The organism is Inhella proteolytica (assembly GCF_016093275.1).
GTDB lineage: Bacteria > Pseudomonadota > Gammaproteobacteria > Burkholderiales > Burkholderiaceae_C > Inhella > Inhella proteolytica.
This window is the reverse complement of sequence record NZ_JAEDAK010000001.1, coordinates 76855-90055: the sequence shown is the minus strand read 5'-3', so window position 1 is coordinate 90055 and position 13201 is coordinate 76855. Positions and strand designations below refer to the sequence as shown.

Sequence of the window (13201 nt, the reverse complement as noted above, 5' to 3'; positions counted from 1 at the left end):
ACTCCTAGGCAAGGACCCCGGCCATGCGCCAGGATTCCGCCAGGCCTGGCGGCAGGCTTCCCCCGGCCAGCCAGGCGGCCAGCGCGGCCGTTTCCGCCTCGCAGGCCAGGCCTGCGGCGGCGCGCCAGCCCGCGTCGAAGTAGGTGTCGCGGTAGCGCTCGCCGCTGTCACACAGCAAGGTCACGATGGAGCCGCGGTGGCCCAGCATGCTGCGCGCACAGGCCAGCGCCGCCAGCAAGTTGGTGCCGGTGGAGGGCCCTACCGGCCGGCCGAGCCAGTCGCTGAGCACCCGCGTGGCCGCCACGGACCAGACGTCGGGCAGCTTGACCATGGCGTCCATCACGTCCGGCAAGAACGAGGCCTCAACCCGGGGCCGGCCGATACCTTCGATGCGCGAGCCGCACTCCAGGCTCAGGCCGGCGTCGCGGCAGAGGTAATGGTCGAAGAAGACCGAGCGCTCGGCATCTGCCCCGCACACGCGCGTGGCGTGGCGCCCGTAACGCACGAAGCGACCCAGCGTGGCCAGCGTGCCGCCCGTGCCGGCACTGCACACCAGCCAATCCGGCACCGGGTGGCGCTCGCGCTCCATCTGCTTGAAGATGGATTCGGCGATGTTGTTGTTGCCGCGCCAGTCGGTGGCCCGCTCGGCGTAGGTGAACTGGTCCATGTAATGGCCGCCCCCCTCCTGCGCGAGGCGCCTGGCCTCGGCATACACCTGGGTCGGATCGGTCACCAAGTGGCAGCGGCCGCCCTGGAACTCGATGGCGCGGCGCTTGGCTTCGCTCACCGTGGCCGGCATGACCGCCACGAAGGGCAGGCCGAGCAGGCGCGCAAAGTAGGCCTCGCTCACGGCCGTGGAGCCGCTGGAGCTTTCCACCACCGGCGCGCCCTCACGCAGCCAGCCGTTGCACAGCGCGTACAGGAAGAGCGAGCGCGCCAGCCGGTGCTTGAGGCTGCCGCTGGGGTGGATGGACTCGTCCTTCAGGTAGAAGTCGATGCCCGGAAACGCGGGCAGCTCGAGCGGGATCAGGTGGGTGTCGGCGCTGCGCTGGAAATCGGCCTCGATCTTGCGAACGCATTCGGCCGTCCAGGCGCGCGCACCCATCATTGCAGCCCCAACTCGTGCATCAGGCGCGCCACCTGCTGCTTGAGCAGGTCCACCTCGGCGCGCAGGGCCTGCAGCTCCGCATCACGCGCGGGCATCGAGGCCGGCGCGGCGGCAGGCGCAAAGGCCGACATTTCCACCGGCCCGCACAACAACTGCGCCCAGCGGGACTCGCGCGCGCCCGGCGCACGCGGCAGCTTCACCGCCAGCGGCGGTTCGCGCGCCGCCAGCTCGTCCAGAAAACCTTCCACGGAGGAAATGTCGGCAAAGCGGTGCAGGCGCTCGGCGTTCAGGCGCAGTTCGGCCGCCGTCTGCGGGCCGCGCAGCATCAGCACGGTCAGCAAAGCCTCGGCCTGACCGGGCACGCCGTAAACACGCTTGAGGTTGTGCTCGAAGCGCGTGACGCGATTGCCGCTGACCTCGAAGACCAGGCTCTGCTCCTTGAGGCTGTTCAGGGCCTCCAGCACCTCGGGCTCGCTCAGGTTCATCACCGGCTCGCGAGCGGTCTTCTGGTTGCAACCCAGGGTCAGGGCGTTGAGCGAGAGCGGATAGCTGTCCGGCACGGTGTGCTGCTTTTCCACCAGCACCGCCAACACACGCGCCTCGACGGGCGTCAGGTCACGCACGCTCACACGCCAAACCCATCGTCGGCCTGCACGATCGCCCCGTTGATGAAGCGACTCTCATTGGCGCACAGCATCAGCAGCGTCGTGTCCAGGTCCTGCGGCTGGCCCACGCGCTTGCGCGGCAGCATCTCGATCAGCTGCTTGCCGTGCGCGGTCTCCCAGTGGTGGTGGTTCATCTCGGTGTCGATGTAGCCCGGGCAGATGGCATTCACATTGATGCCGTACTTGCCGAACTCCAGCGCCATGGCGCGCGTCATGTGCACCACGCCGGCCTTGCTCATGGCGTAGATGCCGATCTGGCTGAGCACGCGCAGGCCGGCCATGGAGGCGATGTTGACGATGCGCCCGCCCGTGAAGCTGCCCGGCGCCGCACCCTTGGCGCGCGCCAGCATGCGCTTGGCCACCTCCTGGGCGACGAAGAAGGCGCCGCGCAGATTGGTGTTCATCACGTAGTCCCAGTCCTGCTCGCTCACATCGACGATGCGCTGGCTGGTGGAGACGCCAGAGTTGTTGACCAGGATGTCGAGCGTGCCCATCTCGGTCTCGGCATGGGCCACGGCGGCCTTGATGGAGCTCAGATCCGTCACGTCCAGCGTCACCACATGGGCGTCACCACCCTCGGCCTCGATCTCGGCGCGCAGGCTCTTGAGCCGCTCCACCCGGCGACCGGCCAGCACCACGGCCGCGCCAGCCTTGGACAGGGTGCGGGCGAACTGCGCGCCCAGGCCGCTGGAGGCGCCGGTGACCAGGGCCACGCGGCCCGAAAGATCGATCGAATAGCTCATGGTTCTTGTCCTGTGGAAAGCCCTGCGGCAGGGCCGTCCGGGGACGTTAGCACGGGGCTTTCCCGCAGTGCTTCTGGGGCCTGGCCTCTAAGAAAAAAGCACGACCGTTCGTTTTATTCTCGTTCTCCCTAGAATCCGCCGCCTCTGAGAACCCCCCGCACCGCCATGACCAACGACGAGATCCTTGCCCAATTCGGTCCCCGTGAATCGATGGAGTACGACGTCGTGGTCGTCGGCGGCGGCCCGGCCGGCCTGGCCACGGCGATCCGGCTCAAGCAGATCAACCCCGACATCTCGGTGGTGGTGCTGGAAAAGGGCTCCGAAGCCGGCGCCCACATCCTCAGCGGCGCCGTGATGGACCCGCGCGCCATCACCGAGCTGTTTCCGAACTGGAAGGAACTCGGCGCCCCGCTGAACCAGGCCGTCAGCGGCGACGACATCCTGTTCCTGAGCGAAAGCGGCCACACCCGCACGCCCGACTGGCTGGTGCCGCGTAACTTCCACAACCACGGCTGCTACGTGGTCAGCCTCTCCAACGTCACCAAGTGGCTGGCCCAGCAGGCCGAAGGCCTGGGCGTGGAGATCTTTGCCGGCTTCGCCGCGGCCGAGGTGGTGTATGACGACCAGGGCCGCGTCAAGGGCGTGGCCACCGGCAACATGGGCATCGGCAAGGAAGGCGAACCCACCGACGCCTTCCAGCTCGGTATGGAGCTACACGGCAAGTACACGATCTTTGCCGAGGGCGCACGCGGCCATCTGGGCAAGCAGTTGCTGGCCAAGTACAAGCTGACCGAAGGCAAGGACGTGCAGACCTTCGCCATCGGCATCAAGGAGCTGTGGGAGATCCCGGCCGAGAAGGCCCAGCCCGGCAAGGTGGTGCACACCGCCGGCTGGCCGATGGTGGACGACACCTTCGGCGGCGGCTTCCTCTACCACCTGGAAGACAACAAGGTCACCCTGGGCTTCGTGATCGGCCTGGATTACCAGAACCCGCACATGAGCCCCTTCGAGGAAATGCAGCGGTGGAAGACCCACCCGGCCATCCGCGCGCACATCGAAGGCGGCAAGCGCATCGGCTACGGCGCGCGCGCCATCAACAACGGCACGCCCCAGGCCCTGCCCAAGACCGTGTTCCCGGGCGGCGCCCTGGTGGGCTGCGACGCCGGCTACCTGAACGCCGCGCGCATCAAGGGCAGCCATGCCGCCATCAAGAGCGGCATGCTGGCCGCCGAGGCCGCCGCCGCCGCCCTGGCCGCCGGCCGCGCCCAGGACGAGCTGAGCGAGTACCCCGCCGCCTTCGAGAAGAGCTGGCTGAACGAGGAACTGCAGCAGACCCGCAACTTCAAGCTCTGGTTCAAGAAGGGCAAGACGGTGGGCCAGCTGATGACCGGCATCGAGCAGTGGCTGCTGCCCAAGATCGGCGTGACCAGCCCGCCCTGGACCCTGCACAACCACAAGGCCGACCACGAGGCCCTGCGCCCCGCGGCCGAGTGCGCGCCGATTGCCTACCCCAAGCCGGACGGCAAGCTCAGCTTCGATCGCCTCTCCTCGGTGTTCATCTCGAACACCAACCACGAGGAAAACCAGCCGGCCCACCTGACGCTGAAGAACGCCAGCGTGCCCGTGGCCACCAACCTGGCCAAGTACGGCGGGCCCGAGAGCCGCTACTGCCCGGCCGGCGTGTACGAGTTCGTCAAGGCCGAGGACAGCGGCGCCCGCCTGCAGATCAATGCCCAGAACTGCGTGCACTGCAAGACCTGCGACATCAAGGACCCGACGCAGAACATCGTCTGGATCACCCCCGAGGGGGGCGGCGGGCCGAACTACGTCGGCATGTAAGCACAAGGCCCGAGAGGGTCTTCCCACCCCGGACTTGCGCGGGATCTAGGGAGAGTCCGCAGCCGTCTTGCTGTGGCACGAAGTTTCAATTCGTGTCTCATCAAGACAAGGCGCCGCAGCAGCGCGCAGGAACTCCCATGACGAACTGGAAACTCGTGAGCGGTGGCCTGGTGGCCGCCCTGGTCTCTTCAGGCGCCCTCGCCGCGCCGGGCCAGTGCGTGGACGTGCGCCTGAACAGTGCCACCCCGGTGCTGCGCGGCGACGTGGACGTGAAGCTTGATGTGGCCGTCACCAACACCTGCCGTCACCCGGTGCAGCTGCTGAGCTGGCAGCTGCCCAGCGACGACATCGACGGCCCGCTGTTCCAGATCGAACGCGACGGGCAGCGTGTGAGCTACCACGGCGCCATCATCAAGCGGGCCAAGCCAGAAGCCGGCGACCATCTCAAGCTTGAAGCCGGCGCCACGCTGAACTACAGCGTCGAGCTCACCGGCACGTACGACCTCAGCGTCAACGGCCGCTACGCCATCCGCTACGCCGCCAAGGGCCATGCCAACTCGCCGGCCCAGGCGCTCAAGTCCGAGCCCCTGTACCTGTGGCTGGAAGGTCGCAGCGGCAAGGTCACGGCCAGCAGCGGCCCGCTGCCCAGCCTGGTACAGCCGGCCGCGGCCGGTCTGAGCTACACCGGCCGCTGCTCGTCCTCGCAGATCAGCAGCCTGCAGCAGGCCGTCACCGCCGCCACGAACTACGCCTCGGAATCGGCCAGCTACCTGGGCGGCAGCGGCTCGGCCACGGCGCGCTACACGACCTGGTTCGGCGCCTACAGCAGCGGCAACTGGGCCACCGCGCGTGATCATTTCGTCAAGGCCCGCGACGCCTTCCAGACCCAGGCCCTGACCCTGGACTGCAGCTGCAAGAAGAAGGGCACCTTCGCCTACGTCTACCCGAACCAGCCCTACAAGATCTACGTCTGCGGCGCGTTCTGGAGCGCCCCGATGACGGGCACCGACTCCAAGGGCGGCACCCTGGTGCACGAGATGATGCACTTCACCGTCATTGCGGGCACCGACGACTGGGCCTACGGCCAGTCGGCCGCCACGCAACTGGCGATCACCGACCCCATCAAGGCGCTGAACAACTCGGACAACCACGAGTACTTCGCCGAGAACACGCCGCGTCAGAACTGATCGGTTCCGCCCCATGCGCAGCGCCTGCCCGTGTCGGATCACGCGCAGGCGCTGCCTGTTTCTGGCAGGCTGCGTGGCGATGCCAGCGCTCGCCTTACCCAGCTTGAACTGCGAACTGAGTTGGTCCCGCCCGGGCCAGCGCCTGCGCGTGCACTTGCACAACCCCGGCCCGCAGGCGATCTGGCTGCTGAACTGGGGCACGCCGTTCGAGCCCGGCTGGTGGGCACGCTGGTTGCAGATCGAGCACGAGGGCCGCCCCCTGCCCTACCAGGGCGCGCAACTCAAGCGCGGCGAGCCCGAAGCCACGGACTACTTCCTGCTGGGCGCCGGCGCGCGCCGCCAGGTGGTGGTGCATCTAGCGCCAGCCTGGGACCTCACTGCCCCCGGCCGCTACCGCCTCGTCCCGGCCTGGCAATGGCTGGACGCATTCGCGCAAGGCGCGGCACGCCCACCACGCGCGCGCGAGCAGCACCGCGCCTTGCCCCAGGCCGTCAACAGCCTGGACTGGGTGCGCCCTTAGATCACCACCGGTTCGGGCTCCAGCCGGATGCCGAACCGCGCGAACACCGAGGCCTGGATGGCCTGGGCCAGGGTCAGCACCTCGCCGCCGCGCGCCTCGCCGCGGTTCACCAGCACCAGGGCCTGCTTCTCGTAGACGCCAGCGCCGCCGACCGACTTGCCCTTCCAGCCGCAGGCATCGATCAGCCAGCCGGCCGCCAGCTTGAAGCGCCCGTCCGGCAGCGGGTAGTGCACCAGATGAGGGTCGCGGGCGATGACCTCGCGGCACACCGCCTCACTGACGATGGGGTTCTTGAAAAAGCTGCCGGCATTGCCGATCACCGCCGGGTCGGGCAGCTTGGCGCGGCGGATCGCACAGACCCAGTTCGACACCTGTTCGGGCGTCGGCTCCTTCACCCCGGCCTGCTCGGCGGCGCGTTGCAGATCCAGGTACTCCAGCTCCGGCTGCCAGGCCTTGGGCAGGCGGAAGCGCACGCGCAGGATCACGCTGCGCCCGGCCAGATGCTGTTTGAAGACCGAGTCGCGGTAGCCGAAATGGCAGGCCTCGCGCCCGAGCGTCACGACGCGGCCGCTCATCAGGTCCAGGGTGTCCAGGCACTCGAAGCGGTCCTTGACCTCGACCCCATAGGCACCGATGTTCTGCACCGGCGCCGCGCCCACCGTGCCCGGGATCAGCGAGAGGTTCTCCAGCCCGGGCGCGCCCTGCTCCAGCGTCCAGCGCACGAACTCATGCCAGCGCTCGCCCGCGCCGGCTTCGACGACCCAGTCGGCGCCGGCGTCGAAGATCCGCCGGCCCGGCACCTCGACCTTCAGCACCAGCGGCTGCAGGTCCTTGGTCAGCACCAGATTGCTGCCGCCGCCGAGGATGAACTTGCTGGCACGGCCCCAGTCGGGGTGGTTGACGACCCAGTGCAGGTCGGCGTCCGAGCCGATGCGTACCAGCCGGCGCGCCTTCGCGGGCAGGCCGAAGCTGTTGTACGGACGAAGATCGACGTCGCACTCGATCTGGGGGGCGGGGGAAGGGGTTGGCATCGCCGAGAATTGTCCCTGCTCCCCTTCTACGAATCGAATTCGCACCATGCCTTCTTTTGACGCCGTCCTCGAACCCAATCTGGTTGAAATCCGCAATGGCGTGGACAACGCCGCCAAGGAAGTCAACACGCGCTTCGACTTCAAGGGCACCGGCGCCCAGGTGGAACAGAAGGGCAAGGAAAAGGACGCCATCATCGAGCTGACCGCCGACTCCGACTTCCAGCTCGAACAGCTGGAGGCGGTGCTGATCGACAAGATGACCAAGCGCAAGGTCGAGCTGACCTACTTCGAGCGCGACGGCAAGATCGAGAAGTTGGGCGGCGACAAGGTACGCAAGACCTGGAAGGTGCGTGCCGGCATCCCGTCCGACCTCGCCAAGAAGATCGTCGCCAAGATCAAGGACAGCAAGCTCAAGGTACAGGCCGCCATCCAGGGCGATGCCGTGCGCATCACCGGCAAGGACAAGGACGTGCTGCAGACCTGCATCGCCCTGCTGCGCAAAGAGATCGACGACACGCCGCTGAGCTTCAACAACTTCCGCGACTGAACGCCATGCGTGCCGCCCTGCTGCTCAGCCTGCTGCTTGCCACCGGCGCAGCGGCGGCACCCAGCGTCAGTCTGAACGGCAGCCTCGGCAAGTCTGCCGCGCTGCTGGTCATCCAGGGCCAGGTCAAGACGGTGCGCCTGGGTCAGACCGTCGAAGGCGTGAAGCTGATCGAGGTCGGCGACGACCAGGCGGTGGTGGAAGTGGAAGGGCAGCGCCTGCAGCTGCGCCTGGGCTCCGCACCGGTGGCCCAGCGCGCCGCCTCGGCGCAGAAGCGCATCGTGCTGTCGGCCGTTGAGGGCGGGCACTTCGTCACCCAGGGGAGCATCAACGGGCACTCCGTGCGCTTCCTGGTCGACACCGGCGCCACCGCCGTGGCCATCGGCATCGACGACGCCAAGCGCATGGGCCTGCGCTACCAGAACGGACAGCGCATCCAGGCCCACACCGCCAACGGTGTCACCCAGGCTTATGTGGTGACGCTGGACAGCGTGCGCATCGGCGAGGTCGAGGTCGGCGGCGTCGAGGCCATGGTGCTGATGACCTCCATGCCGGTGGCCCTGCTCGGCAACAGTTTCCTGAGCCGCTTCCAGATGAAGCGCGAGAACGACATCCTGACGCTCGAACGCCGCTTCTGAGCGAGCCCTTGCGCACCTCATGGCCTTCTTAAGATGGCCTTCCCTGCCCCGCCGCCCTGCCCATGCCCCACCCCATGTTGCGCCCCCTGCTGGCCGCGCTCCTGCTTGCCACCGTCTCGCTACCCGCCGCAGCCCAGGCCTCGCAGGCCGGACGCTATTTCGAGGACGCGCTGAAGCGCTTCGAGGCGAAGGACCTCGATGGCGCGACCATCCAGCTCAAGAACGCGCTGCAGCAAGATCGCAACCACCTGCCCGCGCAGTTGCTGATGGGCAAGGTGGCACTGGCCAATAGCGACCCCCAGCGCGCTGAGGTCGCACTTGGCGAAGCCCTGCGCCTCGGCGCCAACCGCAATGAAGTTGTGGTGCCACTGGCCCAGGCGATGCTGCAGCTTGGCCGGCACCAGCTCATGCTGGAGGACCCGCGCACCCAACCCACCGGCCTGAGCGATGCCAACCAGGGGCGGCTACTTCTAGTGCGGGCCGCAGCACACACGGACCTGGGCGAGGATGCCTTGGCCATCTCCAGTATTGAGAAGGCGCGCGCGCTGCTCGGGCCCACGGTCGAGGGCTGGCTGGCCGAGGCGGGCCTGCGCATGCGGCAACGCCAATACGACCAGGCGGAGCGGGCCGTGGAGCGAGCGTTGGCGCTCGCACCGAACGACCTCGATGCCCTGCACCAGAAGGCGGCACTGGCCCATGTGCAGGGTCAGTTCGACACCGCATTGGCGCTATACGAACGCGTCCTCAAGCTGGCTCCCCAACAGCTGGAAGCACGCGTGGCGCGGGCGGGCTTGCTGCTGGACCTGCAGCGCTTCGAGGGCCTCCAGACCGAAGTCAATGCGCTGCAGCAGGCCTTCCCCAAAGACCCCCGGGTTGCTTATCTCCGCGCGCAGATGGCCGACCAGCGCGGCGAGCGCGCCGAGTCGCTGGCCGCGCTGCGCAGCGTCACGGAACTGGTGGACCCAGTGCCCTTCGACGTCATCCGCTTTCGCCCCCAAGTGCTGATGCTCAATGGACTTGCGCATTTCGCTCTGGGCGAACTGGCCAAGGCAAAGCCTTACCTGGAGGGTCTGCATCGCCAGAACCCACGCAGCCCGACGGTCAAGCTTCAGGCCCAGATCCTGTTCGAGGAAGGGCAGGTCGAGAACGGGATCGTGCTGCTTGAACAGTACCTCCGACTGCAACCGCAGGATTCCCAGGCACTCGCCCTGCTGGCATCCGGCCACACCGCGCAGGGCCGTCATGCCAAGGCGATCAGCTTGATGGAAGAGGCGCTGCGAACGAGAGAGAACGATGAGTTGCGCGGCGTGCTGGGGCTTTCGCTGCTGCGCACCGGCCAGGCCCGCCAGGCGCAGGGCGTGCTGGAGGCCACGGTCAAGCGCAATCCACGTCAGGTGCAGGCCGGCATCTCCCTGGCCATGCTGTATCTGCGGACGCAGCAATATGCGCAGGCCGAGAAGCTGGTGCAGGGTCTGCTCGGACCGCGCAGCCTGCGGCCCACGCACCTGCATCTGCTGGGCATGGCCCGGGCCGGCAAAGGGGATGCGAAGGGTGCCTCCGAAGCCTTCACGGAAGCACTCAAGCTGGATCCGAGCCTGGTCCCGGTCCAGATCAGCCTGGCCAGACTGGAGGCCCAGCAAGGACAGCTGCAGCCGGCGCTGCAACGACTGCGCAATCTGCATGAGCGCGACAACAAGAACGTCGACGTCATGCTCGAGCTGGCCGGCATTCAATTGCGCGCCAACAATGCAAGCGAAGCGGAGCGCTGGCTGGAGCGTGCGGTCGCCGCAGCGCCGCAGAAGGAATGGCGGCCGGATGTCGCGCTGGTCGAACTCAGACTGCAGCGCGGTCTGCGCGATGAAGCCCTGACTGCCGCCAACGCCCTGATGTCCAAGGCGCCGGAGGAACTGGCGGCGCTTGTGGTGCTGGCCAAGGTTCAGATGGCGCGCCAGGAACTTGCGACGGCCCGAAGCGTGCTGGTGAGAGCGGCGAGACGCGCCGGTTTTGACGCCAACGCGCTGGCCGAAATTGGCGGGCTGCAATTGCAGGTTGGCGATGCAGAAGGGGCCCGCTACAGCCTCGAGAAAGCCCTGCAAACCCAGCCTGGTCACGTGTTGGCACAGGGCCTGCAGGCATCAGCGCTGCTGCGACTGGGCCGTCTGCCAGAAGCGCAGCGACTGGCCGAGAAGGTGCTGGCGGCCGCCCCCAAGGCCGCAACCAGTCACCTGCTGATGGCTGACTTGGCCATGGCGGAGCGTCAACCGGACCGTGCGCTCGTGCATCTGCGTCGTGCCCACGAAGTTCAGCCCAGCACCGCGACTGCCATTCGGCTGTTGGACCTACTGAGCTCGAAGGACGCCGCAGCCGCGACTCGTTTCGCCGAAGACTGGCTACGCCGACAGCCCAGCGACGCCCACATGCTCCGGGCGCTCGCTAGTTTGCATGCGCGTCGCCAGCAATTTGAGGCTGCCCGCCCCGTATTTGAGTCTCTCCTGCGCCTTCGCCCGCAGGATGTGGCGGCCCATAACGATCTCGCGAACGTGCTGTTGAAACTCGGCAAGCTTGACGCCGCAGCCCAGACCGCAGAACGTGCGCGCCGGCTCGCCCCGCAGAGTGTCGAAGTCATCGACACGCAGGCCTGGATTCACTTCCACCGCAACGAAACCGAGCAGGCGCTGACCCTGTTGCGCGACGCCCGCCTGCGCGCGCCTGACAACAGCGAGATTCGCTACCACCTGGCGGCCGTCCTGGCCAAGCGTGGGCAGAAAGCGGAGGCGCGTCAGGAACTGGATGCAGCGCTGCAAGCGCCTGGCAGTCTGGAGAGCGCGAAAGAGGCCCAAGCCTTGCGCGCCGCACTCAACTAGGGGGATGCCGCAGGTGTCGCAGAAATTTACAGTGCGAGCCATCGTTCCAATGGAACTCCCCCTGTAAGACGGCAATGCGCTGTCCGCAGGGAGAAAAACAAACACTGGCACGAAATTCGCTTAATTGAGGCGAACGCTGCTCAAGGTCGAAAACGGAGAACTCAATGAAGAAGTCGAAGCTCATCTCTCAACTGGCACTGGCCACTGCCATGTCAGCCGCGAGCTTGGCTCCTCAGACTGCCTCGGCGCTGACGACCTGGGGCAACGGTGGCTGCGTCTGGTCGGGCGACATGGCTGGCAACCTGTGCACGATCGGTACCGGTAATGCCAAGGTCAATGTCACCGCCTACGGCACCACCGACCTCGCGCCCGTTCAAGGCTGGGAAACGGCCACCTTGATGAATTACAGCGGCGGCTTTGGAGTCAAGAACCGCGGCACAAATGACCCGGGCGAGGGCACCAACCCTGAGCACGCCATCGACAACAACGGCAACAACGGCACGGCCGGCGGGTTCATCACCGACGCCCTGCTGTTCTCCTTTGAGCAAAGCACGATCCTGCGCAATCTGACGATTGGCTGGAAGAGCGGCGATGCCGACATTTCGGTGTTGCGCTACACGGGCCAACTGCCTCCGGTGCTGACGGACAAAACCCCCAGCGGGCTGCTGAGCTCGGGCTGGCAACTGGTGGGTCAGTACGGCAACGTGACAACCAACACCAACCAGGCCATCAATGCCAGCGGCGGAGCTTCGAGCTGGTGGTTGGTCACCGCTTACAACAGTGCCTTCCAGAACAAGGGCTGGACGATGGGCGATGACTATTTCAAGCTGCTGTCGGTTGCCGGCGACCAGCCGCCGCCGCAGAGCCAAACGCCCGAACCCGCCTCGCTGGCCTTGGTCGGCTTGGCGGCACTGAGCCTGGGCTACGCCCGTCGCCGCCGCCTGCCGCGCTGAGCAGTCCCGAATCCACATCAAATCGCCCGGCGTGCCGGGCGATTTTCATTCAGGTTCAGGCACCTGCCAGGCGACGACCATAATCCCGCGCCATGCAGGTCTTTCGCGGGTTCCACCACCCCTCCATCGCGCCGGCGTGCTCGCTCACGATCGGCAACTTCGACGGCGTGCACCGCGGCCATCAGGCCATGCTGGCCTTGCTGCGCAATGAAGCCCAGCACCGTGGAGTACCAAGTTGCGTGCTCAGCTTCGAGCCCCATCCGCGCGATCACTTTGCCCGTCTGGCCGGCAAGCCCGAACTGGCGCCAGCCCGCATCGCCACTCTGAGGGACAAGCTGTCCGAACTGGACCGCTGCGGCATTGATCAGGTCGTGATCCTGCGCTTCGACGCGCAGCTCGCCGCGCTGTCGCCGCGTGATTTCGTCGAGCAGGTGCTGGCCCAGGGCTTGGGCGCCCGCTACGTCTTGGTGGGCGACGACTTCCGATTTGGCGCCAAGCGCCAAGGCGACTACGCCACGCTGGATGCCCTTGGCAGCCAGTTCGGCTTCGACGTGGCGCGCATGATGAGCTACGAGGTGCATGGCTTGCGCGTCAGCTCCTCGGCCGTGCGCGACGCCCTGGCCGCGGGCGACCTGCAGCGGGCACAGGCCCTGCTCGGTCGCCCCTACTCCGTTTCCGGCCACGTCCTGCACGGCGCCAAGCTGGGGCGTCAGCTGGGCCCGGGTTTCCGCACCCTGAACCTGCGCTTCCAGCACCCCAGACCGGCGGCCCAGGGCATCTTCGTGGTGCAGACCCATGGACTGGGCCCCGAACCCCTGCCCGGCGTGGCCAGCCTGGGCTACCGGCCCACGGTGGACGACAGCGGCCGCATGCTGCTGGAGGTGCATTGCCTGGACTGGCCCGAACACCTGGGGCTGGAGGGGGGCTACGGTAGACTCGCCCGCGTGGAACTGCTGCACAAATTGCGTGACGAGGCCCGTTTTGAAGGGCTGGAAGCCCTGACGGCCGCCATCGCGGCCGATGTGGCCGCCGCACGTGCCTGGTTCGACGGCCACGCCGCCGAACGCCGCCAGACCACGCGCGACCGAATTTGATCGGCCGCGGCCCCT

Annotated in this window: 12 protein-coding genes; 8 read left to right on the top strand and 4 right to left on the bottom strand. The window is 67.2% G+C overall.

The window, feature by feature from the left end; all coding sequences use genetic code 11:
• Positions 1-4: 4 nt before the first annotated feature.
• The 3 genes from I7X39_RS00345 to I7X39_RS00335 are packed head-to-tail and all read right to left on the bottom strand — an operon-like array spanning position 5 to position 2516.
• The gene (locus I7X39_RS00345) at positions 5-1105 is read right to left on the bottom strand and encodes a PLP-dependent cysteine synthase family protein (RefSeq protein WP_198108966.1); all 1101 of its coding nucleotides are present in this window, start codon (positions 1103-1105) and stop codon (positions 5-7) included.
• Positions 1105-1737 carry a YceH family protein gene (locus tag I7X39_RS00340; RefSeq protein ID WP_198108965.1) on the bottom strand — a complete coding sequence of 211 codons (633 nt, stop codon included), beginning with the start codon at positions 1735-1737 and terminating at the stop codon, positions 1105-1107. Before I7X39_RS00340 ends, I7X39_RS00345 begins: the two co-directional genes overlap by 1 nt.
• Complete coding sequence (locus I7X39_RS00335) at positions 1734-2516, bottom strand: SDR family oxidoreductase (protein WP_198108964.1); 783 nt, start codon at positions 2514-2516, stop codon at positions 1734-1736. Before I7X39_RS00335 ends, I7X39_RS00340 begins: the two co-directional genes overlap by 4 nt.
• Before the next feature lie 165 nt (positions 2517-2681).
• On the opposite strand from I7X39_RS00335, the gene I7X39_RS00330 reads away from it, so the two are divergent.
• The 3 genes from I7X39_RS00330 (at position 2682) to I7X39_RS00320 (ending at position 6062) form a co-directional block, all read left to right on the top strand.
• On the top strand, positions 2682-4355 hold the full coding sequence (locus tag I7X39_RS00330; protein ID WP_198108963.1) for an electron transfer flavoprotein-ubiquinone oxidoreductase: 1674 nt from the start codon (positions 2682-2684) through the stop codon (positions 4353-4355).
• Between the two features lie 137 nt (positions 4356-4492).
• Positions 4493-5542 carry a M35 family metalloendopeptidase gene (locus tag I7X39_RS00325; RefSeq protein WP_198108962.1) on the top strand — a complete coding sequence of 350 codons (1050 nt, stop codon included), beginning with the start codon at positions 4493-4495 and terminating at the stop codon, positions 5540-5542.
• Between the two features lie 79 nt (positions 5543-5621).
• Positions 5622-6062 carry a hypothetical protein gene (locus I7X39_RS00320; protein WP_198108961.1) on the top strand — a complete coding sequence of 147 codons (441 nt, stop codon included), beginning with the start codon at positions 5622-5624 and terminating at the stop codon, positions 6060-6062.
• On the opposite strand, the gene murB is transcribed toward I7X39_RS00320, so the two are convergent.
• On the bottom strand, positions 6059-7093 hold the full coding sequence (murB, locus tag I7X39_RS00315) for a UDP-N-acetylmuramate dehydrogenase (protein ID WP_198108960.1): 1035 nt from the start codon (positions 7091-7093) through the stop codon (positions 6059-6061). The two genes, I7X39_RS00320 and murB, sit on opposite strands and share 4 nt — an antisense overlap.
• Positions 7094-7139: 46 nt before the next feature.
• Between murB and I7X39_RS00310 the strand changes: the two genes are divergently transcribed.
• The 5 genes from I7X39_RS00310 to I7X39_RS00290 all read left to right on the top strand — a co-directional run bounded on the left by I7X39_RS00310 (position 7140) and on the right by I7X39_RS00290 (position 13186).
• Positions 7140-7640, top strand: coding sequence for a YajQ family cyclic di-GMP-binding protein (locus I7X39_RS00310; RefSeq protein WP_198108959.1), 501 nt, complete (start codon positions 7140-7142; stop codon positions 7638-7640).
• A gap of 5 nt (positions 7641-7645) precedes the next feature.
• Entirely contained in the window at positions 7646-8275 is a 630-nt protein-coding gene (locus I7X39_RS00305; protein ID WP_198108958.1) for a retropepsin-like aspartic protease family protein, read from the top strand.
• A gap of 74 nt (positions 8276-8349) precedes the next feature.
• Positions 8350-11139, top strand: a complete 2790-nt coding sequence (gene prsT, locus I7X39_RS00300; protein WP_198108957.1) for an XrtA/PEP-CTERM system TPR-repeat protein PrsT — start codon at positions 8350-8352, stop codon at positions 11137-11139.
• Between the two features lie 164 nt (positions 11140-11303).
• The gene (xdp1, locus tag I7X39_RS00295; protein WP_198108956.1) at positions 11304-12092 is read left to right on the top strand and encodes an exosortase-dependent surface protein XDP1; all 789 of its coding nucleotides are present in this window, start codon (positions 11304-11306) and stop codon (positions 12090-12092) included.
• Between the two features lie 92 nt (positions 12093-12184).
• Entirely contained in the window at positions 12185-13186 is a 1002-nt protein-coding gene (locus I7X39_RS00290) for a bifunctional riboflavin kinase/FAD synthetase (protein ID WP_198108955.1), read from the top strand.
• The last annotated feature ends 15 nt before the right edge of the window (positions 13187-13201 follow it).

What these genes read in the sequence shown, in the direction of transcription:
- I7X39_RS00345 (WP_198108966.1), bottom strand. Translation starts at nt 1,105, where the DNA reads ATGGGTGCGCGCGCCTGGACGGCCGAATGCGTTCGCAAGATCGAGGCC.
- I7X39_RS00335 (WP_198108964.1), bottom strand. Translation starts at nt 2,516, where the DNA reads ATGAGCTATTCGATCGATCTTTCGGGCCGCGTGGCCCTGGTCACCGGC.
- I7X39_RS00330 (WP_198108963.1), top strand. Translation starts at nt 2,682, where the DNA reads ATGACCAACGACGAGATCCTTGCCCAATTCGGTCCCCGTGAATCGATG.
- I7X39_RS00325 (WP_198108962.1), top strand. Translation starts at nt 4,493, where the DNA reads ATGACGAACTGGAAACTCGTGAGCGGTGGCCTGGTGGCCGCCCTGGTC.
- I7X39_RS00320 (WP_198108961.1), top strand. Translation starts at nt 5,622, where the DNA reads ATGCCAGCGCTCGCCTTACCCAGCTTGAACTGCGAACTGAGTTGGTCC.
- murB (WP_198108960.1), bottom strand. Translation starts at nt 7,093, where the DNA reads ATGCCAACCCCTTCCCCCGCCCCCCAGATCGAGTGCGACGTCGATCTT.
- I7X39_RS00310 (WP_198108959.1), top strand. Translation starts at nt 7,140, where the DNA reads ATGCCTTCTTTTGACGCCGTCCTCGAACCCAATCTGGTTGAAATCCGC.
- I7X39_RS00305 (WP_198108958.1), top strand. Translation starts at nt 7,646, where the DNA reads ATGCGTGCCGCCCTGCTGCTCAGCCTGCTGCTTGCCACCGGCGCAGCG.
- prsT (WP_198108957.1), top strand. Translation starts at nt 8,350, where the DNA reads ATGTTGCGCCCCCTGCTGGCCGCGCTCCTGCTTGCCACCGTCTCGCTA.
- xdp1 (WP_198108956.1), top strand. Translation starts at nt 11,304, where the DNA reads ATGAAGAAGTCGAAGCTCATCTCTCAACTGGCACTGGCCACTGCCATG.
- I7X39_RS00290 (WP_198108955.1), top strand. Translation starts at nt 12,185, where the DNA reads ATGCAGGTCTTTCGCGGGTTCCACCACCCCTCCATCGCGCCGGCGTGC.